The 24,404-nt window shown below is 58.3% G+C and carries 21 protein-coding genes; 10 read left to right on the plus strand and 11 right to left on the minus strand.

Annotation, left to right across the window (positions count from 1 at the left end; genetic code table 11):
- Genes AC1DVE_RS22135 through AC1DVE_RS22145 form a run of 3 tightly spaced genes read right to left on the minus strand, consistent with a single transcriptional unit; the run spans position 1 to position 2,368 of the window.
- On the minus strand, positions 1 to 660 hold the full coding sequence (locus AC1DVE_RS22135; RefSeq protein WP_223456133.1) for a glutathione S-transferase family protein: 660 nt from the start codon (positions 658 to 660) through the stop codon (positions 1 to 3).
- A gap of 50 nt (positions 661 to 710) precedes the next feature.
- On the minus strand, positions 711 to 1,565 hold the full coding sequence (locus AC1DVE_RS22140) for an alpha/beta hydrolase (RefSeq protein ID WP_150726143.1): 855 nt from the start codon (positions 1,563 to 1,565) through the stop codon (positions 711 to 713).
- A complete protein-coding gene (locus AC1DVE_RS22145; RefSeq protein ID WP_223456132.1) occupies positions 1,562 to 2,368 on the minus strand; it encodes an alpha/beta fold hydrolase in 807 nt (268 codons plus the stop codon). The genes AC1DVE_RS22140 and AC1DVE_RS22145 overlap by 4 nt, the downstream gene beginning before the upstream one ends.
- Before the next feature lie 188 nt (positions 2,369 to 2,556).
- On the opposite strand from AC1DVE_RS22145, the gene AC1DVE_RS22150 reads away from it, so the two are divergent.
- From AC1DVE_RS22150 to AC1DVE_RS22165, 4 genes are all read left to right on the plus strand, one after another.
- Positions 2,557 to 3,825, plus strand: a complete 1,269-nt coding sequence (locus AC1DVE_RS22150; RefSeq protein WP_223456131.1) for a hypothetical protein — start codon at positions 2,557 to 2,559, stop codon at positions 3,823 to 3,825.
- A 151-nt stretch (positions 3,826 to 3,976) separates the two neighbouring features.
- Entirely contained in the window at positions 3,977 to 5,149 is a 1,173-nt protein-coding gene (locus tag AC1DVE_RS22155) for an RHS repeat-associated core domain-containing protein (protein ID WP_223456130.1), read from the plus strand.
- 595 nt (positions 5,150 to 5,744) lie between these two features.
- The gene (locus AC1DVE_RS22160; RefSeq protein ID WP_223456129.1) at positions 5,745 to 6,155 is read left to right on the plus strand and encodes a TadE/TadG family type IV pilus assembly protein; all 411 of its coding nucleotides are present in this window, start codon (positions 5,745 to 5,747) and stop codon (positions 6,153 to 6,155) included.
- Between the two features lie 21 nt (positions 6,156 to 6,176).
- A complete protein-coding gene (locus AC1DVE_RS22165) occupies positions 6,177 to 7,286 on the plus strand; it encodes a TadG family pilus assembly protein (protein ID WP_223456128.1) in 1,110 nt (369 codons plus the stop codon).
- A 1,337-nt stretch (positions 7,287 to 8,623) separates the two neighbouring features.
- Here the strand turns inward: AC1DVE_RS22165 and AC1DVE_RS22170 are convergent.
- The 5 genes from AC1DVE_RS22170 to AC1DVE_RS22190 all read right to left on the minus strand — a co-directional run bounded on the left by AC1DVE_RS22170 (position 8,624) and on the right by AC1DVE_RS22190 (position 12,823).
- Positions 8,624 to 9,070 (minus strand): hotdog fold thioesterase, encoded by a 447-nt coding sequence (locus AC1DVE_RS22170; protein WP_223456127.1) that lies wholly within the window; start codon positions 9,068 to 9,070, stop codon positions 8,624 to 8,626.
- A gap of 32 nt (positions 9,071 to 9,102) precedes the next feature.
- A complete protein-coding gene (locus tag AC1DVE_RS22175) occupies positions 9,103 to 10,770 on the minus strand; it encodes an AMP-binding protein (RefSeq protein ID WP_223456126.1) in 1,668 nt (555 codons plus the stop codon).
- 199 nt (positions 10,771 to 10,969) lie between these two features.
- Positions 10,970 to 11,422, minus strand: coding sequence for a phosphohistidine phosphatase SixA (gene sixA / locus AC1DVE_RS22180; protein WP_223456125.1), 453 nt, complete (start codon positions 11,420 to 11,422; stop codon positions 10,970 to 10,972).
- Positions 11,419 to 11,766: a DUF4389 domain-containing protein gene (locus AC1DVE_RS22185; RefSeq protein WP_007974561.1), complete on the minus strand. Its 348-nt coding sequence runs from the start codon at positions 11,764 to 11,766 to the stop codon at positions 11,419 to 11,421. Before AC1DVE_RS22185 ends, sixA begins: the two co-directional genes overlap by 4 nt.
- A gap of 31 nt (positions 11,767 to 11,797) precedes the next feature.
- On the minus strand, positions 11,798 to 12,823 hold the full coding sequence (locus AC1DVE_RS22190; protein ID WP_033063470.1) for an NAD(P)H-dependent glycerol-3-phosphate dehydrogenase: 1,026 nt from the start codon (positions 12,821 to 12,823) through the stop codon (positions 11,798 to 11,800).
- 195 nt (positions 12,824 to 13,018) lie between these two features.
- On the opposite strand from AC1DVE_RS22190, the gene AC1DVE_RS22195 reads away from it, so the two are divergent.
- The 6 genes from AC1DVE_RS22195 to AC1DVE_RS22220 all read left to right on the plus strand — a co-directional run bounded on the left by AC1DVE_RS22195 (position 13,019) and on the right by AC1DVE_RS22220 (position 20,550).
- Positions 13,019 to 15,142 (plus strand): TonB-dependent receptor plug domain-containing protein, encoded by a 2,124-nt coding sequence (locus AC1DVE_RS22195; protein WP_223543582.1) that lies wholly within the window; start codon positions 13,019 to 13,021, stop codon positions 15,140 to 15,142.
- 1 nt (position 15,143) lies between these two features.
- Positions 15,144 to 16,076 carry an ABC transporter substrate-binding protein gene (locus AC1DVE_RS22200; RefSeq protein WP_223456123.1) on the plus strand — a complete coding sequence of 311 codons (933 nt, stop codon included), beginning with the start codon at positions 15,144 to 15,146 and terminating at the stop codon, positions 16,074 to 16,076.
- Positions 16,073 to 17,974, plus strand: a complete 1,902-nt coding sequence (locus AC1DVE_RS22205; RefSeq protein WP_223456122.1) for an ATP-binding protein — start codon at positions 16,073 to 16,075, stop codon at positions 17,972 to 17,974. The genes AC1DVE_RS22200 and AC1DVE_RS22205 overlap by 4 nt, the downstream gene beginning before the upstream one ends.
- 247 nt (positions 17,975 to 18,221) lie before the next feature.
- Positions 18,222 to 18,737 carry a 3-hydroxyacyl-[acyl-carrier-protein] dehydratase FabA gene (fabA, locus tag AC1DVE_RS22210; protein WP_223456121.1) on the plus strand — a complete coding sequence of 172 codons (516 nt, stop codon included), beginning with the start codon at positions 18,222 to 18,224 and terminating at the stop codon, positions 18,735 to 18,737.
- A gap of 11 nt (positions 18,738 to 18,748) precedes the next feature.
- Positions 18,749 to 19,969, plus strand: coding sequence for a beta-ketoacyl-ACP synthase I (gene fabB / locus AC1DVE_RS22215; RefSeq protein WP_223456120.1), 1,221 nt, complete (start codon positions 18,749 to 18,751; stop codon positions 19,967 to 19,969).
- A gap of 392 nt (positions 19,970 to 20,361) precedes the next feature.
- Positions 20,362 to 20,550, plus strand: a complete 189-nt coding sequence (locus AC1DVE_RS22220; protein WP_223456119.1) for a hypothetical protein — start codon at positions 20,362 to 20,364, stop codon at positions 20,548 to 20,550.
- A gap of 69 nt (positions 20,551 to 20,619) precedes the next feature.
- On the opposite strand, the gene AC1DVE_RS22225 is transcribed toward AC1DVE_RS22220, so the two are convergent.
- The 3 genes from AC1DVE_RS22225 to relA all read right to left on the minus strand — a co-directional run bounded on the left by AC1DVE_RS22225 (position 20,620) and on the right by relA (position 24,393).
- A complete protein-coding gene (locus tag AC1DVE_RS22225; protein WP_007988773.1) occupies positions 20,620 to 21,162 on the minus strand; it encodes a DUF2058 domain-containing protein in 543 nt (180 codons plus the stop codon).
- A gap of 28 nt (positions 21,163 to 21,190) precedes the next feature.
- The gene (mazG, locus tag AC1DVE_RS22230) at positions 21,191 to 22,027 is read right to left on the minus strand and encodes a nucleoside triphosphate pyrophosphohydrolase (RefSeq protein ID WP_223456117.1); all 837 of its coding nucleotides are present in this window, start codon (positions 22,025 to 22,027) and stop codon (positions 21,191 to 21,193) included.
- A gap of 122 nt (positions 22,028 to 22,149) precedes the next feature.
- Positions 22,150 to 24,393, minus strand: a complete 2,244-nt coding sequence (gene relA, locus AC1DVE_RS22235; protein ID WP_223456116.1) for a GTP diphosphokinase — start codon at positions 24,391 to 24,393, stop codon at positions 22,150 to 22,152.
- Positions 24,394 to 24,404 lie beyond the last annotated feature (11 nt).

Raw genomic sequence — 24,404 nt, forward strand, 5'->3', positions numbered from 1 at the left:
TCATCGGATCAGCATGGCCTGGGCGCCCTTGATAATACTGGCTTCATCGGCGCGTATCGGTACCTGCAGACCACGCTGCACCGCCGGCCGGGCCTCCAGGGTTGCCATCCAGCGTTGCAGCGCCGTCAAGCCCTCCACCGAGACGCCCGACCACTCATAACCGCGCACCCAGGGAAAGGTGGCGATGTCGGCAATGCTGTACTGATCGGCGAGGAACTCCACGCTTTGCAACCGAGTGTCGAGCACTTCGTAGAGGCGGCGGGTTTCATGCTGGTAGCGGTCGATGGCGCCCTGGAGTTTTTCCGGAAAGTAGCGGAAGAACACGTTGGCCTGACCCTGCATCGGGCCGATGCCCCCCATCTGGAACATCAGCCACTGCAATACCAGCGAACGTCCCTTCGGGTCCGATGGCATCAGTTTGCCAGTCTTTTCAGCGAGGTAAATCAGGATGGCGCCTGATTCGAACACGGCGAAATCGCCGTTGGCACGATCGACAATCGCCGGAATCCGGCCATTGGGGTTGATCTTGAGGAAGTCCGCGGACTTCTGCTCCTTTTTGTCGAAACTCAAGGCATGCACCGTGTAAGGCAGGCCGAGTTCCTCGAGCACGATAGAGACCTTGTGGCCATTCGGGGTCGCAGCGGTGTAGAGATCTATCATGGTTGTCTCCCTTTTCAACCCACCAAGCCTCGACAGTTGCCCGGCGCAAGTCAAGGAATGGCGAAAAACCGATTGAAACAGTCTGCGACAAGATCGGCACCGGACTCGTCATTCAGGTGCAAATGGTGGCCGCCTGGCAGCTGTTCCCGGCTAAAGGGTAGACGCTCCAGCAATTCCGGGTGTTTGGCGAGCATGCCGTCGGCGGCAACCACCAGTGTTGCAGGACACTTGATCCGCTGGACGAAGGCCATGGCCTGTTCAGTTGTAAGACGTAGCGGCGATGGCAGTGTGAGTCGATTGTCGGTGCGCCAGGTGTAACCGCCCGGCACCGGCATCAGACCACGCTGTGCCAGCAGTTCAGCGGCCTCGCGGCTGACCGCCACCAGGCCCTTCATTCGCGCTTCGATGGCACGGTCGAGGGTGTCGTAGACCGGTTTGCGCTTTTCCCGCAGATCCAGTTGCGCTTGCAGGGCCATGCCCATGCGCTCGGCAGCGTTTTCACCTTTGTCTGTAGGAGGAATGATGCCGTCGATCAACGCCAGGTGGGTGACCCGTTCGGGCATCGACCCGGCGATGATCAGCGAAGCAATGGCGCCCATCGAATGCCCCATCAACGCAAATTTGCGCAGTCCAAGCTGTTCGGCGACTTGCAGCACATCGTGGGCATAGTCCCACATGGCGTAACCGGCGCCCGGCGGGCGATGCCCGGAATGACCGTGACCGGCCATGTCCAGTGCGATGATGCGCAGGCCTTTGAGTTTGGGTGCCAGACGGGCAAAGCTGTTGGCGTTGTCCAGCCAGCCATGCAGGGCAATCACCGGCAAACCGTCTTCGGGACCGAACAGGTGCGCCGCCAGTTCGATGTGCGGCAGGCTCAGGCGGACCTCTTCGACGACGTGGTTCATGCGCAATCCTGTTGACGACGGCCGTCCCAGCGGTAGAACAGGCCTTTGAGCATGTCAGCGGTATCAAGGGGGCGTTCGAGCGGAAACATGTGGCCGCCGGGCATGGTCAACGACTCGCCCAGCGGCAGGCGGTCGACCGAACTGGCGTGATGGCGCATCACAACGCGGCTGTTGTGACCGCGAACCACCGCCAGCGGTACTTGCAACTGCCGGGTGCTGCCCGGGCTGGTGTGCGGCACGCCGCGATAGATGCTGATTTCCGTGGCCGGGTCGAACCGCAGGCGCAGCTTGTCGCCGACCTGATGCAAGCCATGTTGCAGGTAGGCATCGAAGCATTCCGGGTCGAAGCCGCGAAACAGGGTTTTGCCGGCGAAATACTTCCGGGCGCTTTCCTGGTCGGCGAACTCTTCACGGCGGCCCAAAGTACGCCCGGCCGGCGTCAAGCGGTCGATGAAACCGAAGCGTTTGGCCGCCCGTATGACCCATTGGTCGGTTCGAGTCAGTACAGGCGAGTCGAGCATCACCACCCCGCGATACAACTCGGGGCAGCGCAGGGCCGCATGCAGGTGCAACACGCCACCGAAGGAATGACCGACGCCCCACACAGGCTCAGCCTGTTGTTGCAGGTGATGGATCAGCTCATCCACCAGGTTGTACCAGTTGTCGTCCGCCGGGAAACGCGGATCGTGGGCGTGCTGCTCCAGATGTGTCACCTGAAACTCGGGTGCCAGCGCCGCAAACAACTTGCCGTAGGTTCCCGAAGGAAAACCATTGGCGTGGGCGAAAAAGATCTGTTGCGACATACCTGCAATTCCATGAGCGTGAACAGGCGTTGATTGTCCGCAAGACCGCGTCCTGCAGCAATGACCGTAACTGCCAGGAATGATGACAGACCTGCCGTGGTTAAAACGCCGTGCGTGGCAATACCTGTTATTTCTGACAGTTGACAGTCAATCCTCCCGACGCGGATAAGAGTCTGTCACGCCAAGTCATGGGCACGATCGTAATGACCCACGCCAACACCCCCGCTATCAAAGCGTTCGATCCTCGCGGGTTGGGTGTGCGTGATATCGCCTATCACCGTCGCGACAGTGCATCATCGCCGGAACCTTACATCTCCCAGCAGGTGTACGACATGGCCGGGCGTGCCGTACTGAGCAGGGATCCACGCCTGTTCCTGATGAACCCGCCAGCAGCCAATCAACTGAACGTGCTCAGCTTGTCATGTTCGGTATTGCTGTCGGAAAACAGTGACGCAGGATGGCGGCTGGGCTTGCTCGGCGTGGACGGCCAAGGCGTGGAAGGCGGGGATCAGAAGCTCAGCCACAGCCGCGTGGACTATGACATTCGACGCCGCCCGACTGCCACGTTCGAGCTCGCTCTCGGCGGACCGGAACACTGCACCGCACGCCTTTCCTACGCTGATACCAGTGCCGATGCGGTCCACAATCGGCGCGGCCAGTTGATATGCCATGACGATACCGCGGACACTGTGCATCTCACGGAATTCAGTCTCAATGGCACTGCGTTTCAACACAGCAGGACGTTCATTGCAGATCCGCAGTGGACGGTGGACTGTCCTGAAACTGAGGCCGAGCGCGATGCACTGTTGGGAAAAGAGCCTGCCGTCACCCGCCTCCACTGCAACGCCGCAGGCGAGCCCATTAGTCAGACCGATGCACTGGGCAACCGGCAAACGTACATTCAGACCTGTGCCGCCCAATTGCGTGAAGTCCGTCTGAAACTGGCCGGATCGGCAGACGAAAAGACGCTGGTCAGTGAAATTCACTACAACGTCTTTGGCCAAATCGAACGACAACGTGCAGGAAACGGTGTTGTTTCGTGTGCGACTTATCGACCTGAAGATGGCCGACTGGAGCGCTTGAAGGCTTTTGTGCCGGGACAACCAGCGTTGCAGCACCTGACTTACAACTACGACACGGTGGGCAATATCACGTGCATCACCGACGCAGTCGAAGCCAAACACTTTCACCGCAATCAGCGTATCGAACCGAACAATTGTTACCGCTACGACAGTCTCTATCGGCTGATAGAACCCAGCGGTCGCCAGGTTCGCAACGCCCCGGGCGGTCCTCAGTTGCCTCCTTTCCAGTCCGATGCCGATCTGGCACAAGTTGAAAACTACTCACGGATCTACCGCTACGATCAAGCCGGCAACCTGGTAGTCACGCAACATCACGCTAACAGCGCAAGCCGAACCGAACCGAACCGAACGTACAGCCATCGCCCGTTTCAGTAATCGCAGCCTGCCAGAAAACGCCAATGGCGAGTTACCTGAAGAACAGGAAATTGCCGCGAGCTATGACCTGAACGGCAACCGACTGCAACTTCAAGCGGGGCAAGACCTACTGTGGGATCGGCGCAATCAGCTGCACCAGGTCGATCAGATCGTGCGCGAGGACGAACTGAACGATTGCGAGTTTTATGTGTACGACGGCAGTGGCCAGCGTCAGCGAAAGATCCGGCAGGCCTACACCGGCAAATTGATCCGGAGTCACGAAAATCGCTACCTGCCGGGAGTGGAAATCCGTACATCCGTCAACGAAATCCTCCATGTCATCACGGTCAAGGCCGGGCGAGGCACGGTGCAGGTATTGCACTGGGAAAAGGGACAACCGACTGGAATCCCTCAGGACCAACAGCGCTACAGCTTCATCGATCATTTGGGTTCCAGCACCCTCGAACTTGATGAAGCAACCTTAATCATCTCGCGGGAAAGCTACTACCCCTACGGCGGAACCTGTTGGTGGGCCGGGAGGAACAAGGTTGAAGCGAACTTCAAAACGCTTCGTTACTCGGGACAGGAACTGGATGCGAACGGGTTGTATTACTACGGATTTCGTTATTACCTGCCGTGGTGCCAACGGTGGTTAAGTGCCGATTCGAGTGGCACGTTGGACGGGCTGAATCTATATGCCATGGTACATGGCAATCCGGTTGGCCATGTCGATATCGAGGGGCTGGTTGATGATCACCCTTCACGAACATCGCCTCCACAACCGCAACTGCGCAATGCATCAACCTCAGCCTTTGCCCGCGATTTCATTTCCAGAGGGATAGGAGGACTGGTGCAAATGTCGACCGTTGCCGCACTTAACACCTTGCCTCCCACGCGTGCAACCAACAATGGCCTGGAAATAACAGCGGGTGCGATAGAAGGCTTCGCTGTCGCGCTTGTCGGCGGTGGGCTGGCTGCCAGAATTCATCCTGGCGCGGTGGAGCTCGGCGCGGCTCTAGGGCTCCTTGTTGGAATTCAGCTGGCGATCTGGAGTGCCAACGACGAAGTAGCCGATACTGAAGAGATCGAGCTCAACCAAGTCGCTATCAATCGAATCGGTGTGGCGGCTGGGTCAGTTGCCCGGGAACTCTTGCAACAAATACTCAGAGGGCATGGATCAAACTTCCCCTGGGGCAGCGTCAATGCACGGCAACGGTTACCGACCATCGGTAGGACAGCGCTTGCCTATTCCGCACTGACCGGACTCAACGGTGCGTTCAATCAATTCGTGCCGAAAACCATGCGTAGCTGGATCAGTCCGATGGATTGGAATAACTTTCCATAAAGCCCTTTAAGACAAAGGGTTCCAGCAGCCCTCTATTCCGTTCGTACCAGTTCTGTACCACCAAGCTCTCTCAATCCACCTTTTCGTTATGGCTAACTGAATCTACATCAGGCAGATAACGGCCATTAGCGACAACCACTACACACAAGCGACAACTATGATTCGATCATTTGACGCAATCCGACTGATAACCCTCAGCCTTATAGAGTACGGCTATATCGAAGCACGCAAACCACTTCAACTCGCGATTAATATTGCAAAAACTTGGATAGCTACAGTCCCATGGAGCGATTTGAAATAAACCCTCGATTGATGGGTGAGTATCGCGCACTTACTTATATTGTTGATTTCTATCGATAATGCGTCAGATCGAGTGAGAGCTGGCTTCTGCGGCAGTTTCTTCAGCAGCCAACTACACAACCAAAAACCCCACAAATTAACGTTAGACAGGCTTTACTTTTGGCCAAATGAATCTATGGTAAATACGTAAACGGCTGATCGTTTACGAAGCAACGAAGTCACCAGTTAAGTGGCGCATGCAAGTCTAGAGCATGCATTGTCGTACAAAAAGGTTCAGGTAGCAAAGGTGGGTAGCATGAGAAAAAAACAACAAGGACTTGCCGCTATCGAACTCTCGCTCGTGCTGCCAGTTCTTTTTCTAATCATATTTGTAATTATAGAATTTAGCATTGCCCTTTATAACAAATCCATAATAACAAATGCCAGCCGAGAAGCAGCAAGAGCCGGCATAGTATTAAAATCGCCGAAACTCACCACCGCTCAAATTCAGAGTGTTGCCAATAATTATCTAGGTTCTCACTTGATAACATTTGGTTCTTCCGTCACCCCGGTGGTAAGTGTTCCGCAAGGGGCTGGAGGACTTTTTGGAACGCCACTCACTGTCCAGGTTTCATACCAATACTCCACTATGATTCTTGGCGGCATCCTCCATGTAGTCGATAACCCCATGAACTTGTCGGCGACAACAGTGATGCTAAATGAGTGACTTCAATTTAGGATGCTCACCATGTGCACAGCGATTGAAACTAAAAGCATTACCACACGCCAATATAGCCAAAGAAAAATAGCAGGCCATATTGAGATTAAGAGAAACCAGCAAGGCGCAGTGTTGATTTTGTTTGTCCTTGCACTGCCCATACTATTGGGTTTTTCAGCATTGGCTATAGATTATGCTTATGCTTACGTTGTGCGTAACGAACTTCAAAACGCCGCTGACGCCACGGCTCTTGCAGGTACGGGGTGTCTATACCCACGCATTGAATGTGGAAACTCAACTAGCAGCGCACCAGATTTCACCACAGCATCTAGTCGCGCAAATACGGCGCTTGCACTAAATAAAACCGAAAACGCCACGATAACCAACGGTAGTATCGTAACCGGTTACTGGAATGTTACAAACCCTTCAAGTGGCATGCAAGCCTTTCCGGGTGCATCACATTTTCCAGCTGTGCAAGTGACTATCAAAAAAGATACAGGCCTAAACGGCGGACCTGTAAATACTTTTTTTGCCCGCATTTTTGGTATTGACACCGTACCTATTACTTCCACTGCTACTGCGATAATATCAAGCCCCGGAACCGTTGCGCAGGGGCTTCTCCCCATCGCAATGACTCAATGTATGTACGATAATTTTTGGAATTCAAGCTCAAATCAACCGATAAATGACCCTGCCACGGGAAAGCCCTATGTATTTAAAATTGGATCAGCCTATCATTACGGACCATGCGAATCTGGGCAGTGGACATCATTTACTCAAGACACCAATAACGTTCCAACAATAAGAGATCTTATTACTCAAGGAAACCCAACACCACTCAGTATCGGGACTAATACCTGGATTCAGCCGGGCACTCAAAATACAGTTTTCAGCTCGGTAAATGACTGCAGTGCGGCAGGGAACAAAAGTTGCGAGTATGTTACGATTCCGATCGTTGTAGATGTATCCACTCATTCGTCTGTTCCCATTGTGGCTTTTGCTTGCCTCCACATCGACTTAGCGGTTGGAGGATCGGCAAAATACATTCAAGGTGAAATGAGTACAAAGTGCACTCCTCTCAACTCAAGTGGCATTGGCCCGGCGTATGGCGCCATTACACCACCACGACTTGTTCAGTAATGCAAAAACGATAGCCATCATTGGTACCGCCTATGCGGTATCGTCGTACTGCTGTTCAAGCTTTCTATTTTTCGAACATCTGAATGGCTAGACTTACCGAGCTTCTATCTTTACTGAAAAAGGAACTCTCATGAGTACCGTGACGCGTCTGAAAATCGACTGAATCGCCCACATTTCTGCAGTAGACTTTGAGCGGCCGCTTTTGGTCGAGGCTGTGTAAAAACGATTTGGATTGACGCTTTGCCCGAGATCACGCGAAAAATCGCACTCCTGGGTAAAATTCAGGTTTGCTGAGTTGCGGGGCTTCGCCTGATTCCACGTAGGAACGTAGACTTCGAAACCACGAGCCCGTTTTACACACTCTGGGTCGAAAACGGTCTATCGAGAAGCTTCATATTGGCAATCGTTAGGCTTGCTGGGGCCCAGCTTGAGTTCACACTTCATCCTCCGACGAAGAACTCTGCTTCCACCGTATGCTAAGGAATTCGGCCGTAGCCTTTCTGGCTTTTTTGGCTTGACCTGGGTAGCGGTCCGTCAAAAGTCGGCAGGCCAAAGCAAAAGGCACTTCAACAATCCAAAAGAACAACCCGATACCGACAATCCACCAGGCAAAGATGGCATTCGTCAGTGACTCAGTAATCGTGAACCAGACTACCCCAAGGAATGTTTCCATTTGAAGCAATGATCCAAGCCAGTCCCAAGCAGTCCTTACCAACCCACAGAGGTCAGACAGCCGATTGCTCAAGCGATCGTTACTAAAGCGCTCGGATGAGAACTCTATTACCCGGGAAGTGAGCTTTTCATAGGTTAGGTCCTCTACAGCCACACCTAGTTTTATTGCGAGATCCTCCAACTCGGCTTTGTCGTTCTTATCTATCTCCCATGGTGGAGGGGATAGATGGATTCATCGGCACATGGCTGCGAGGCCTTCATCCGGGAACCAGGCACAATGCAGGCTCCCTCTCGCTACAGACACCGCCGCCGCTCGATACCCTATATTGGTCGGCCGGCAGGGTGACCGGGTCTGTGTACAGCTACGGTGCGGCGAGGGCCGTTGAAGCCATCACCCAACTGGCAACCGCACTACCCAACTCCGAGCGAGGGGCGCTGGCAACCATCCTGAGCGGTGGTGCAAGCGGCATTCTCTCTGCGGCTACCGAATATCGAGGCGCGATCATGCAGGCCGCTCAGGATGGGTATCGTCAACTTAACCCACAAGTTGCGAACAGCATGAGTGCGGACGTTCAGACGACAGAAGCCATATTTCCCGACAGAACTATCACCCGGCGTCACAGCGTCCACGACATTTGAATCTGCCAGCAGAGAGAGTCGTCACGTTATGAACTGCTCGGCGGTGTTTCCCCCAACGGCACCACCGCCATGGTCAGCCGCGACACGCAACTGGCCTTGCCTTCATCGCTGGTCAGCCGAATGTCCCAGACATGGGTCGTGCGGCCGATGTGGATCGGCTTGGCCACCGCCGTCACCCGCCCGCTGCGCAGGCCGCGCAAATGGTTGGCGTTGATTTCCAGGCCCACGCAATAGAACTTGCTGGCATCGATGCACAGGTAGCTGGCCATTGAGCCGACCGATTCGGCCAGCACCACCGAGGCACCGCCATGCAGCAAGCCGTAGGGCTGATGGGTGCGGTGATCGACGACCATGCTGGCGGTCAGGGACTCGTCGTCGAAGGCTTCGAAACGGATGTCCAGCACTTCGCCAATGGTGTTTTTCTGGATTGCGTTCAACTGCTCGATGTTGGGAGTGGTGCGCCACAGGCTCATCGCAGGGTTTCCTTGTTGGTTTTGTTGGTGAATCAATCCTGCCACAGCACCGCTTCGCTGCGCTCGCTCCATTCCTCAAAGCGCTCACCGTAGGCCGCTTCGATCACGTTGCGCTTGATCTTCAGGGTCGGGGTGAGAAAGCCGTTTTCCACGGCCCAACTGTCCTTGACCACCACCAGGCGCCGCAGTTGTTCATGTTTGTCGAGGGCAGCATTGACCTCTTCCAGCAGTTTTTCCAGGCTCGAATGCAGGCCGGCGCGCGCGGCCCCGCCGGCATCCTGCTGGCCGACCGCCGACAACACGCACAAACCCAGCGGCGCACTCAAGCCATCGCCCACCACGCAGACCTGTTCGATGCGCGAATGCACGGCCAGGCGATTTTCAATCGGTGCCGGAGCCACGTATTTGCCTTTGCTGGTCTTGAAGATTTCCTTCAGGCGCCCGGTCAGGCGCAGATTGCCTTCGGCGTCCTCCTCGCCCTTGTCGCCGGTGCGCAGGAAGCCGTCCTCGGTAATGGTGTCGGCGGTTTTTTGCGGTTCCTTGTAATACCCGAGCATGGTCGCACCACTGCGCACCATGACCTCCCCCGTCTCGGCGATCCGCACTTCGACTTCCGGGCACGGTTTGCCAATCCAGCCCGGTTTGTTCTGGCCCGGTGTGCAAATGTGGGAGTAACCGCAACTCTCGGTCATGCCATAGACCTCCAGCACATCCAGTCCCAGTTTGCGGTACCACTGCAACAAGGTCTGCGGCACCGGAGCTGCGCCGGACAACGCGATGCGCAACGCATCCAGCCCCAACCCGGCGAGGACTTTATGCCCGACCCGTTTGCCGATGATCGGCAGGCCGAGCAGAAAGTCGAGACGTTTTGCCGGGATCTTGCTGTACACACCCATCTGGAATTTGGTCCAGATACGCGGCACACCAAACAGTGCGGTCGGGCGCGCACGCTGCAGATCGGTGAGGAAGGTATCCAGGCTCTCGGCGAAAAACACCGTTTGGCCGGTATAGATCGACGCCAGTTCGACGAACATCCGCTCGGCAACGTGGCACAGAGGCAGGTAGGACAACAACCGGTCCGACTCGTTGAGGCCGAACAACGCAGTGCCGCGTGTGGTGGCGAACCCCAGATTGCCGAAGCTGTGCATTACGCCCTTTGGCATGCCCGTGGTGCCGGACGTGTAAATGATGGTCGCCAGTTGATCGGCGGCAGGTTTCGGATCGTCCTGGATCGGCGAGCTGAGTTGCAAGTCGGCCCAGCTGAAATCGAACGTACCCGACGGATGCAGCGGCAGGCTGATGGTCGGCAGGTCAGGGCTGATGCCACGGGACATGCCCGGCCAGTCGTCGAGCTTGCCGATGAATGCCAGCGCCGCTTCCGAATGTTCGAGTACCTGGGCAACGGTCTCGGCGGTGAGGTTGGGGTATAACGGCACCGACACATGCCCGGCCATCCAGATCGCCAGGTCGGCAATGATCCAGTGCGCACAGTTCTTCGAGATCAGGGCGATATGGCTGCCCTGCGGCAGTTCCCGCGCTCGCAACCAATGGGCCGCGCAACGGGCCTGGTGGCCGACGTCCGCCCAGGTCAAGGTCTCGACCTGGCCGCCTCCGACAGGCTGGACCAGAAAGCGCTGACGGGGATGACGGGCCTCACGCTCGTAGAAAACGTCCAGTGGCAAACGAAAAGCAGCAGACATGCGACTCGCTCCTGTGATTTTGGTCTGGAGCAAGCGTAGCCAACCAAGCAAGTGCTTGGTTGACTATTTCATACAAAACTTTTCGGTTTATGACGTACCTGTGGGAGCGTGGCTTGCCCGCGATGCAGGCGCCGCGGTTTATCAGGTAAACCGAGTCGACGCCTTCGCGGGCAAGCCACGCGCCCACAGAAAAGCGGTGTTAAGGGTGCTTGATGCTGTCGAGCTTCATCGACCCGATCAGCAACTCATCGCCCTTGAGTTCGGCCAACCCGGCGGTGCTGACTTTTTCCGGCGGATGCCCGGCACCATGTTGCAGGTAACTCAACAAATGCCCTACCAGCGGGTTGTGGCTGACCAAAAGGACGTTGCTCACCGATACCAGTTGCTCGGCCACTTTGTCCGGGTCGGTTTCCGGGGTCAGCCAATCTACGGTGCGGATCTCGGGCTCGAAGCCCAACGCCTCGCGGACCAGTTGCGCCGTCTGCTGTGCACGCAGGTAGGGGCTGGCATAGATCGCCGTCAGCGGCTGGCCCATCAACCGCGCCGCGCTGCTCAACACCTCCTTGCGGCCGTGGTCGGTCAGTGCCCGTTCGGAATCGGGTCGCGTGCCGTAAGGCTCGGCTTCACCATGACGCAATACCCAGAGTTTCATAGCTTGGGTTCCTCATCTCGGGCCGGATGCGGTGCCGGTGCCACGACATGCGGCGCCTCACCTTCCGGTGTACGCGGCGTCGGCCAGTCGGCGAACGGCCAGGGCTTCTGGTCGCTGTGAAAGCTGCCGAAACGACCGATCTGCGCCAGAAACTGGCTCAGGCTGTCGCCGAAATTCATCAAGCTGGCGCTTGGGGCGCCATAGAACAAACGATAGATCAACTGCACCAGCACGACAGCGCCGAGGATGAACTGCGCCACTTGCCACACCAGCACGAAGACGATCATCCACAGCACCCGCAGCAGGATGGACTCGTACTTGGCTTCTACTTTTGGATCGTTCATGCGCAACTCCCTGCTTTTCTGGTAAGCGTGATTAGTTGAAACCACTGGTGGAAATAAAGTCGACGTCGGTTTTCGGCTCGCCACGCATTAACAGAGCGATGACCTGCTCCAGCGTGCGGCCTTCGAACAGGATCGCGTGCAGCCCGGCGACCAGCGGCATGTACACGCCAACCTCCTGAGCCTTGGCCTTGAGCACCTTAAGGGTGTTGACCCCTTCGGCGACTTCGCCCAGGCGTGTGACGGCCTCGTCCAGGCTCAGGCCCTGGCCGAGGGCGAAGCCGACCTGATAGTTGCGGCTCTTGGGTGACGAACAGGTCACGATCAGATCGCCCACGCCCGCCAGCCCCAGGAAGGTCATCGGGTTGGCGCCCTGATTCACCGCAAAGCGGGTCATTTCCGCCAATGCCCGGGTGATCAGCATGCTCTTGGTATTTTCGCCCATGCCCAGCGCCACCGCCATGCCGGCGATGATCGCGTAGACGTTTTTCAACGCCCCGCCCAACTCCACGCCGAAACGGTCGGCGCTGGCGTACACACGAAAGGTACGGCCGTGCAGTGCGGCCTGAACCTGCTGGCAGAGCTCTTCGTCTTCACTGGCAACCACCGTGGCAGTCAGTGCATGTTCGGCGATTTCACGGGCAAGGTTAGGCCCGGACAGGACGCCGATGCGCGCCTGCGGGGCGATCTCTTCGAGGATCTCGCTCATCAACTTGAACGTGTGGGCTTCGATGCCTTTGGTCAGGCTGACCAGCAATTTGCCGGTCAAGCGTTCTGCGTGCGGCACCAGCACCGAGCGCAGCGCGCTGGAGGGCAATGCGACGAAACACAGGTCGCAGGCGTCCAGGGTGGCTTGCAGGTCGGTGACCGGCGTGACGCCGGGCAGAATCTTGATGCCTTTGAGGTAACGCGGGTTCTCGCGATTGACCCGAATGGCCTCGGCCTGTTCGGGGTCACGCATCCACTGAAGAACCTGATGCCCGTTCTCGGCCAGCAGATTAGCCACGGCGGTTCCAAAACTTCCGCCTCCCAGGACCGCAATCGGGCGCTGTTCAGTCATATGCAATCCGTTAATCCATACCAGTGGCGATGTCAGCATTATACGGGGCAGCCCATCGGCGGCCAGCCCCGGCATCAAATACCTGCACCCGTAGGAAGAAGACCAATAAAACCGAGGAAAATGCAGACATCGTGAATGGAAAAGTCACTCAGCTCGGTTAACATGCGCGCCATCAATCACTGACAGGGATGTGTTGTGTCTCCGGGCTCCCCTTCACCGCATTCGCCTCTGGTACTGGCGCTGATTTTCAGCTCGCCAGTGCTGGCCGACGACTTGTTCCTGGACAGCGAACCGCTGCCGCAAGTGCTCACCGCCACGCGCCTGAAGCAGTCGCCGGCGGCCGTGCCGGGAAGCATGACGGTGATCGACAGCGCCCTGATCCATGCCAGCGGTGCCCGCGACATCAGCGAACTGCTGCGCCTGGTGCCGGGGATGATGGTTGGCAACATCAGTGGCAACCAGGCGGCGGTGAACTACCACGGCACCAACGCGACGCAAGCGCGGCGCATGCAAGTGCTGATCGACGGGCGCTCGGTGTATCGCGCCGGCCTGGCCACCGTCGACTGGAGCGACATTCCGGTGGCCATGGAAGACATCGAGCGCATCGAAGTCTTTCGCGGGCCGAATACTGTCAGCTACGGCGCCAATGCCCTGATGGCGGTGGTCAACATCATTACCCTGCGGCCGGCCGACAGTCACGGTACGCGCGTGAAGGTCACCCAGGGCCAGCGCGGCATCAACGACTTTTACGCCAGCCAGGGCACGGGCTGGGAGGATGGTGACTTGCGCCTGTCCCTGTCTGGCCAGCAAGACGATGGCTTCGACACCGACCGAACCGGCGCGGACTACCATGACAGTCGTCGCCTCGATCGCTTTAACCTCGCCGTCAGCCAGAGCCTTGACGAACGGCAAAGCCTCGATTGGCAATTGAATGCCAAGGACGGCACCAACCAGCGACCCTATACCTACCGCCCGGTGTTCTCGGGGATTACCCGTGCGGGTGACAATTCTGACGTCACCGCCAAGGACTACGCCGGGTCATTGCGCTGGAATCTGGACGTCAATCCCGACCACAGCCTTTATATCCAGGGTTCGGCGCAACACTGGGATCGCCAGCAAACCTGGCGCGCCTGCGACGCAGAAATTTCGTTCAGCCCGCAACTGACCGAACTCTGGCAATTGAACCCGAACTACACCGAGCGCCTGGCCCGCAACATCACGCGTTTCATCGGTCCTGGTGCGCCGGCCGGCACACCCGCCGAGCAGACGCTGGCCAACCAGGTGCTCGATCAATGGCGCAACGGCGCGAGCCAGACCGTTTGCGGCGACATCGACCAGAGCACCCGGGAATCGCGCTACGACCTCGAACTGCAGGACACCCTGAGCCTTGCCGATAACCTGCGGCTGGTCAGCGGGATGAACTATCGTTACGACCGGGCGGATTCCGAGACCTACTTCAATGGCACTCTCGATGACACGATCTGGCGGGCGTTCGGCCAGTTCGAGTGGCGTGCCACCGAACACTGGCTGCTGCAAGGCGGTGCCATGTTCGAGGACAGCCGGTTGACCGGCAGCTCGCTGACACCCCGCATGGCGGTCAACTACCTGATCAATCCGCGCCACGGCCTGCGTGCGGTTTACTCCGAGGCCATCCGTTCGCCGGACATGTTCGAGAACAACGTCAACTGGAGTTATCAGGTCACCAACCTCAGACCCGGTGCCTTTGGCCAGTCCAGCGCCCGCTATTTCGTCAAGACCCGTGGCCCCGGCGACCTCGATCAAGAGCGCATGCGCTCCCGGGAGCTGGGCTACAACGGTTATTTTCCCGAACCTGGGCTGGCGCTCGACGTGAAGCTGTTCGACGACGAAATCACCGGCATGATCAGTGAACCCCTGCGCAACAATCAGTACATCGCCAGCAACGCCAACAAAGCGCGTTTTACGGGAGCCGAAACCCAACTCGACTGGCGTGTCGGCAGCCTCGATCGCCTGCGATTGATCTATGCCTACGTCGATGCCGACGCCAGCAACCCGCTGGATGCCAGACAGACTGCAAGCAACAGTGGTTCGGCCGGATGGCTGCGGGATTGGGGCCAAGGCTGGAACAGTGCGCTTTTCTATTATGGCGATGACACACTCAACGGCTACCGCTTCGAACGGGTCGATGCGCGCCTCGCCAAACGTATCGCCTTGGGCAAGGCCAGCCTGGAACTGGCCGGAGTGCTCCAGCAACGGCTGGACAATCAGCCAACCACCTTCATCGACAATAATTATGACCAGCGCCGCGTGATGTATTTCAGCACAGAGCTGGAGCTTTAAGATGCCGTATCGTCCAGCCTGCAGAATGCCGACCCTGGGCCGGCTGCTGGCAGGACTTTGCCTGTTGCTAAGCGGCCTGCTGGGCAGCCTGGCGAGTAACGCGGCCGACATTTTGCTCACGGGGGCCGAAGACAGCCCCGGTGTGCGGGCGTTTACCCAGGCCCTGAGCGAGTTGCGCCCGCGCGATACCGTACGATTCCAGACACTGGCCAGTTTGCCGATACCGGACAAACTGCCAGAAAACATCCGCTTGATACTCCTCGACCTGCCCAGCCTCGACTGGCGCCTGCAAAACGCCCAGGGCCCGGCGACACTGGTGTTGCGCATCAGCCGCCTGCAAGCCCGGCATCGCTTGAACAACACCCTGCCTGCGCGCCTTTCCCTGCTATGGAGCGATCCACCACTGGACCGCCAATTGCGCTTGACCCGCACCCTGTTGCCCCAAGCAAAACGCATCGGCGTGCTCTACGACACCCACAGTGAATTCCTCTTGAATGAGCTGCGTCAGGCCGCCCTCCCCTTGGGTCTGGAAGTGGTCACCCAGCGCTGGGACAACATTCATGACAGTCGTCCATTACAGGCCCTGCTGAATAACAGCGACGTGTTGCTGGGCCTGGACGATGCCGACCTGTACAACCCGCAAACCGCAAAGAACCTGCTGCTGAGCAGCTACTCACGGCAAATGGCGCTGATCGGACCCAACGCAGGTTTCGTCAAGGCCGGAAGCCTGGCTAGCACCTACAGCGATCAGAGCGACTGGCTGGCGATCCTCGACGAATTGCTCGACCGGCCACCGGCCACCTGGCCGCGCACGCACTATCCCCATCGATTCAAAGTCGCGAGCAATCCGCAGGTGGCGCGTTCATTGGGTATCGAAGAGATAAACGACGCGTCAGTCGCCACACTGCTGGCAGAAGGAGAACGCCGCCCATGAACCTGCGCCGTCGCTGGGACATCAACACTCGCACCCAACTCATCAGCCTCGGCCCTGCTCTGCTGCTGACCTTGTTGCTGATCAGCTTCTTCACGTTCGTGCGCATCCAGGATCTGCGCCAGGAAATCACCCACACCGGCCAATTGATCGCCAATCAACTGGCTCCGGCCACCGAGTACGGAGTGATTTCGGGCAACATCGAAGTGCTCGAAACTTTGCTCAAGGCCACGCTGGCCACGCCCAACGTGAGCTTTCTGGAAATCCAGGACAGTGCCAGCCGGGTTCTGGTGTACGTCGAACAACCGAGCGAACACCACAATCGCGCGCAACAGCTCGAAGTGTTCCAGGCACCGATACGGCTCCAGCGCATCGCGTTGCACAACGATTTTTTCCAGAGCAGCAAAACCGCCAGCGCGGCCCCCACCGAAGACTATCTCGGCCGGGTGATCGTCGGGCTGTCCAACGATGCCTTCAGCCGGCGCCAGCAGGAAATCGTGCTCAAAGCCGCCATTCTGGCACTGTTTGCCCTGCTGTTTACCTTCTTCGTGGCCCGGCGTCTGGCGGGCAGCCTGTCGCGACCGATCCGTGATATCGGCAATGCGGTCAAGGCGATCCAGAACGGCGACTACAAAACACCGCTGCCGATTGTTGACGACACCGAGCTGGGGGCGCTGTCGCAACACATCAACAACCTCGCCAGCGGTCTCGAGCAGGCCAGTCGCGAACAGCATCAGGCCATGGCGCAGTTGATCCAGACCCGCGAAGAAGCGGAAAAGGCCAACAACGCCAAATCCGACTTCCTCGCCATGATGAGCCATGAACTGCGCACGCCAATGAATGGCGTACTGGGCATGCTGCAGTTGCTGGAAACCACCGACATGACCGAGGAACAGGTGGAGTACGCAGCGCTGGCCTCGGAATCCACCGAGCACTTGCTCAAGGTCATCAACGACATCCTGGATTTCTCGCGGATCGAACGTTCGGAGCTGGAACTGGAGCACATTGCGTTCAACCTCGTCGAACTGATCGGCAGTTGCGCCCAGTCGTTCCAGCACAGCGCCGCGCAACGCAATCTCGACCTGCAACTGATGATCCCCGATGACATGCGCGGACTGCAGGTCAAGGGCGACCCGACGCGTATCCGGCAGATACTGGTCAACCTGATCGGCAATGCGCTGAAGTTCACCGAACATGGCCGCGTCACCATCGAGGCGCAGTGGCAGTCGCTGGACCACGAGTTGCTGTGGTTCACCTGCACCGTGCGCGACAGTGGCATCGGTATCCCGGCGCAAAGCCTGGAATTGATGTTCAACGCTTTCCAGCAGGCCGACAGCTCCATTTCAAGGCGCTACGGCGGCACGGGGCTGGGCCTGCCGATTGCCCGTACCCTCGCCGAACGCATGGGTGGCACCTTGCGCGCGCAGAGTGAGGAAGGCCGCGGTTCGGTATTCACTCTGGAAATTCCCCTGGCGCTGCACCAGCAGACGCAGCCACTGTTGCCCCCGCGCACGCAAACCGGCAACAGCAGCGGCGAAGGGCGCAATGTGCTGCTGGTCGAAGACAACCCGGTCAACCAGACAGTCATCGAAGCCATGTTGCGCAGCCTGGGTTTCAAGGTCAGTGTCGCCGCCGACGGCGCGCAGGCGGTACGCAGTGCCGAGAGCCTGATTTTCGAAGCGATCCTGATGGATTGCCGCTTGCCGATCATCGATGGCTATGCAGCCACCCGACAAATCCGCAAGCTACCCGGGTGTACCGACCTGCCGATCATCGCCCTGACCGCCAACGCTTTGCAGGGTGATCGCGAAGCCTGTCTGTCGGCGGGGATGAACGATTACCTGGCCAAGCCGTTCAAACGGACTGATCTGCAGCAAATTCTGCAGCGATGGGTGCAGTAGTACAGGCCTTTCGAGCATCTGCGACTGGCGTGAAAGGCGAAAGTGCGGCAGTCTTAGGCACCCGAACAAGCCCGAAAAGGGGCTTGAATAATAATTTCAGTGCACAAGTGTACATTCATGTCCTTGGTGCTGTGACTTTCACCACAACGCAATAGTCTATGAGTAGGCTGCCGGTTCGAGGCATGAACGCTTCGATCGGCCGGGAAGATTTGCCCCACCTGCCGCATGGGACTATTGAGGAGCTCGCATGACCAAACAAAACGCCTTTACCCGGGAAGACCTGCTGCGCTGCAGTCGCGGTGAGCTGTTCGGCTCTGGTAACGCGCAATTGCCCGCCCCGAACATGCTGATGGTTGACCGCATCACCCTGATCAGCGAAGAAGGTGGCAAGTACGGCAAAGGTGAATTGGTCGCCGAGCTGGATATCAATCCGGACCTGTGGTTCTTCGCCTGCCATTTCGAAGGCGATCCGGTGATGCCGGGCTGCCTGGGCCTCGACGCCATGTGGCAACTGGTCGGTTTCTTCCTGGGCTGGCAAGGCCTGCCGGGCCGTGGCCGTGCGCTGGGTTCGGGCGAAGTGAAATTCTTCGGCCAGGTCCTGCCGACGGCCAAGAAAGTCACCTATAACATTCATATCAAGCGCGTCCTCAAGGGCAAGCTGAACCTGGCCATTGCCGACGGTTCGGTGACTGTCGACGGTCGCGAAATCTACACCGCCGAAGGCCTCCGGGTCGGCGTATTCACCTCCACTGACAACTTCTAAGGGTTATCCGCATGCGCCGCGTCGTTATCACTGGTCTGGGCATCGTTTCTTGCCTGGGCAATGACAAAGAGACCGTCTCCGCTAACCTGCGTGCAAGCCGCCCTGGCATCCGGTTCAACCCGGAATATGCCGAAATGGGTCTGCGTAGCCAGGTTTCCGGCTCCATTGACCTCAACCTTGAAGAACTGATCGATCGCAAGATCTATCGCTTCGTCGGCCACGCGGCAGCTTATGCCTACCTGGCCATGAAAGACGCCATCACCGACTCGGGTCTGACCGAAGAACAGGTTTCCAACCCGCGTACCGGCCTGATCGCCGGTTCCGGTGGAGCATCGACCCTGAACCAGATGGAAGCGCTGGACATCCTGCGCGAGAAAGGCGTCAAGCGCGTCGGCCCATACCGCGTAACGCGGACCATGAGCAGCACCGTTTCCGCTTGCCTGGCCACTCCGTTCAAGATCAAGGGTCTGAACTACTCCATCGCCTCTGCCTGCGCCACCAGTGCTCACTGCATCGGTTCCGCCATGGAACAGATCCAGATGGGCAAGCAGGACATCGTCTTCGCCGGCGGCGGTGAAGAAGAGCACTGGAGCCAGTCGTTCCTGTTCGACGCCATGGGCGCCCTGTCCAGCAAGCGCAACGACACCCCGGAAAAAGCCTCCCGTGCCTACGACGCTGACCGTGACGGTTTCGTCATCGCCGGCGGTGGCGGCATGGTCGTGGTTGAAGAGCTGGAACACGCTCTGGCCCGCGGCGCGAAGATCTACGCGGAAATCGTCGGCTACGGCGCGACCTCCGACGGCTACGACATGGTCGCCCCGAGCGGCGAAGGCGCGATCCGCTGCATGCAGCAGGCGCTGTCCACCGTCGATACCCCGATCGACTACCTGAACACCCACGGCACTTCGACCCCGGTCGGCGACGTCGCGGAAATGAAAGGTGTGCGTGAAGTGTTCGGCGACAAGGCTCCGGCCATCAGCTCCACCAAGAGCCTGTCGGGTCACTCCCTGGGCGCCGCCGGCGTTCACGAAGCGATCTACTGCATGCTGATGATGGAAGGCAACTTCATTGCCGGCTCCGCCAACATCGACGAGCTCGACCCTGAAGTGGCCGACCTGCCGGTGCTGACCAAGACCCGCGAAAACGCCACCATCAACACCGTGATGAGCAACAGCTTCGGTTTCGGTGGCACCAACGCCACCCTGGTACTGAAGCGCTGGCAGGGTAAGTAATACCCCGCCATAACGCCGCACAAGAAAACGCCCCGACTGGTTCGGGGCGTTTTTTTTGCCTTGAGAAAAACCTCAAGACACACACAAATCCTCTGTAGGAGTGAGCCTGCTCGCGATAGAGGTATTCCAGTCGACATCACTGGTAACTGACCCACCGCTATCGCGAGCAGGCTCACTCCTACAAGGGTCTGCGGTGCGTTCTGAAGATGAAGCTTTTGTCATGAAACCAAAAGCCCTGCGACTGAATGTCGCGGATTCCGCGGGCTGCAGGACTGTTTCCGTTTTTGCAAAAAACCGTTACCAAACTCAGTCATTTACTTAGCAAACTAACAAAACATATAACAAAGGCCTGCACACGCCTTGCTGCAGATAACAGAGATTGGAGCTAGCAGATGACTGTAAAAGTAACTGAACGCGACGATTCACATAAATCCCACGAGGGTGTAGCCGCCGGTATCCGCATCTGGGACGTGCATCAACAAGACCTGCTGGTCGGGATGTTCCATTCCGAGACCGACGCGCAAAACTACAAGGCCGAACTGGAAACCCTGGAGCAGCAACGCGAATTGCGTTCCGCATAGGCAAACACAGCATTGAAAGCGACAAACCCCGCCATGAGCGGGGTTTGTCGTATTGCAGCCTTCAGCGTGTTACCACATCAGATCATCAGGAATCTTGTAGGCCGCGTACGGATCGTCCTCGACACTCACTTCTTCGGTCTGCACATTCAGCTGCACGATGCGTTGTGGGTCGCGCTCCTGAATCTTCAATGCCGCCTCGCGCGGAATCACTTCGTAGCCGCCAGCGTGATGCACGATGGCCAGCGAACCGCTGCTGAGCTTGTTGCGCATCAGGGTGTTGACGGAGATGCGCTTGACCTTTTTGTCGTCGACGAAATTGTAGTAATCCTCGGTCGTCAGTTTCGGCAGGCGCGAGACTTCGATCAATTGCTTGACCTGCGCGGCACGGGCCTTGGCCTCAGCCTTTTCCTGTTGCTGGCGGTTGAGTTCCTGATCGCGCTTGACCTTCTCGGCCATGGCTTCCTGCGCCGCACGCTGCTGGGAATCATCCAGCTCGATCTGGCCTTTGTGGGCCAGGCGTTGCTGTTTCTGCTTGTCTTTGCTGACCTGCTTGGCCTGCTTCTGGTTGACCAGCCCTGCTTTGAGCAACTGGTCGCGAAGGGAAATGCTCATGGTGCTTATTACTCACTTAGGCCACTGCTCAACCGCAGCTGGGCAAATTCTTTTCCTGACGTTTGGCTTCGCCCCACAAGGCGTCCAACTCTTCGAGGGTGCAATCTTCCATGGGACGGCGGGTGTCGCGCAATGCCTGTTCGATAAAACGAAAGCGTCTTTCAAACTTGCCGTTGGCGCCACGCAGTGCGGTTTCCGGATCAACCTTGAGATGCCGCGCCAGATTGACCACGGAAAACAGCAGGTCACCGATCTCGTCGGCCACGGCCTCGGGATCGTTTTGCGACATGGCTTCGAGGACTTCATCAAGCTCTTCACGCACTTTATCGAGCACCGGCAAGGCGTCCGGCCAGTCGAAGCCGACCTGCCCTGCGCGCTTCTGCAACTTGGCCGAGCGTGACAACGCCGGCAATGCCGCGGGTACGTCATCAAGCAACGACAGCTGTTCGGGGGCTGAAGATTTCTCCGCGCGCTCCTCGGCCTTGATCTCTTCCCAACGCTGCTTGACCTGCGCTTCGCTCAGGCGCGGGACATCCACTGGCGCATACAGATCAGCGGTGGGGAACACATGGGGATGACGCCGAATCAGCTTGCGGGTGATGCTGTCGACCACGCCGGCGAATTCGAAGCGCCCTTCTTCCCGGGCCAACTGGCTGTAATACACCACCTGGAACAGCAGATCGCCCAGCTCACCCTGCACGTGATCGAAGTCACCGCGTTCGATGGCGTCGGCGACTTCGTAGGCTTCCTCAAGGGTATGCGGGACGATGGTGGCCCAGGTTTGCTTGATGTCCCACGGGCAACCGTACTGCGGGTCACGCAGGCGGTTCATCAGGTGTAATAAATCTTCAAGGCTGTACGTCATTCATGCCCCCATCAGAAAAACCTGTGGGAGCGAGCCAGCTCGCGAAAGCGGTGTGTCAGCCAATGAAAATATCGACTGATACAACCTCTTCGCGAGCAGGCTCGCTCCCACATTAATCACCATCAAGGCGTACGGTTACGCCGGGTTTCGATGATGTTCGGCAACTGGGAAATCCGCCCCAGCAACCGCCCCAATGCATCCAGCCCCGGAATCTCGATGGTCAGGGACATCAACGCAGTGTTGTCCTCCTTGTTCGAGCGGGTGTTGACCGCCAGCACGTTGATCCGCTCGTTGAGCAGCACCTGCGAGACGTCACGCAGCAACCCGGAACGGTCGTAGGCGCGGATGACGATGTCCACCGGATAGGTGAGCACCGGCACCGGGCCCCAGCTGACCTGGATGATCCGCTCTGGCTCCCGCCCGCTCAGTTGCAGCACCGAGGCGCAGTCCTGGCGGTGAATGCTCACGCCGCGACCCACGGTGATGTAACCGACGATGGCATCCCCCGGCAGCGGCTGGCAGCAGCCGGCCATTTGGGTCATCAGGTTGCCGACGCCCTGGATCTGGATATCGCCGCGCTTGCCCGGTTTGTAGCCGGTGGCCTTGCGCGGTATGAGTTCAAGCTGTTCGTTGCCACGCTCCGGCTCGACCAGTTGCTGCGCCAGGTTGACCAGTTGCGCCAGGCGCAGATCCCCGGCGCCGAGGGCGGCGAACAGGTCTTCGGCGGTTTTCATGTTGGCCTTGTCGGCCAGCTTGTCGAAATCCACCGCCGGCAGACCGAGGCGATTGAGCTCGCGCTCAAGCAGGGTTTTACCGGCCGCGACGTTCTGGTCGCGAGCCTGCAGCTTGAACCAGTGAACGATCTTTGCCCGTGCCCGCGACGTGGTGACGTAGCCCAGGTTCGGGTTCAGCCAGTCGCGGCTCGGGGTGCCATGCTTGCTGGTGATGATCTCGACCTGTTCACCGGTTTGCAGGCTGTAGTTGAGCGGTACGATACGCCCGTTGATCTTGGCGCCACGGCAGTTGTGACCGATTTCGGTGTGTACGCGGTAGGCGAAGTCCAGCGGTGTCGCGCCCTTTGGCAAGTCAATGGCGTGACCGTCCGGGGTGAAGATGTACACCCGGTCCGGCTCGATATCGACCCGCAATTGTTCCGCCAGGCCACCGATGTCGCCCAGCTCTTCGTGCCATTCGAGCACCTGACGCAGCCAGGAGATTTTCTCTTCGTAGTGATTGGAACCGGACTTGACGTCGGTGCCCTTGTAGCGCCAGTGCGCGCACACGCCGAGTTCGGCTTCTTCGTGCATCGCGTGGGTACGGATCTGCACTTCCAGCACCTTGCCCTCGGGCCCGATCACCGCCGTGTGCAGCGAGCGATAGCCGTTTTCCTTGGGGTTGGCGATGTAGTCGTCAAACTCTTTCGGGATGTGCCGCCACAGGGTGTGGACGATGCCGAGCGCGGTGTAGCAATCGCGCATTTCCGGCACCAGCACGCGAACGGCACGCACGTCGTAGATCTGGCTGAACTCCAGACCCTTGCGCTGCATTTTGCGCCAGATCGAATAGATGTGTTTGGCCCGGCCGCTGATGTCGGCATCGACGCCGGTGGCCTGCAATTCGTTTTTCAGCTGGTTCATCACGTCGCTGATGAAGCGCTCGCGATCCAGTCGCCGCTCATGGAGTAACTTGGCGATCTGCTTATACTGGTCCGGCTCCAGGTAACGGAAGGACAAGTCCTCCAGCTCCCACTTGATGTGACCGATGCCCAGGCGATGGGCCAGTGGCGCGTAGATGTCGAAGACTTCACGGGCCACGCGGTTGCGCTTTTCGTCGTCGGCGGTCTTCACCGCACGTATTGCGCAAGTGCGTTCGGCCAGCTTGATCAGGGCGACGCGAACGTCGTCGACCATGGCCACCAGCATCTTGCGCAGGTTTTCCACCTGGCCCTGGGTGCCCAGCACCAAGGATTTACGCGGGCTCAGGCTATCGCTGATCGCGGCCATGCGCTGCACGCCGTCGATGAGCTTGGCCACCAGCGGACCGAAGCGCTGGCTGACCGCCGGCAACTTGATCTGATTTTCGCGCACGCCTCGATACAGGATCGCGGCGACCAAAGAGTCCTGGTCGAGTTTGAGGTCGGCGAGAATCTCGGCGATCTCAAGCCCGGTACGGAAAGTCGAGTTACCTTCCGACCACAGATTCTGTGCCGCATTGGCTTGTTGTTCGGCCTCGCGAGCGTACTCGCAGGCCTCTTTCAAGGCTTCGCGATCCAGTGCCAGATCGACACTGACCGCGTGATCGAGCCAAGCCTCGAGATTGATACTGCCGTCGGTGTTGATCGGCTGGTGTGCTCTCACCTGTACCATCTTGCTTACCT

Source organism: Pseudomonas sp. P4_B4, assembly GCF_056402255.1.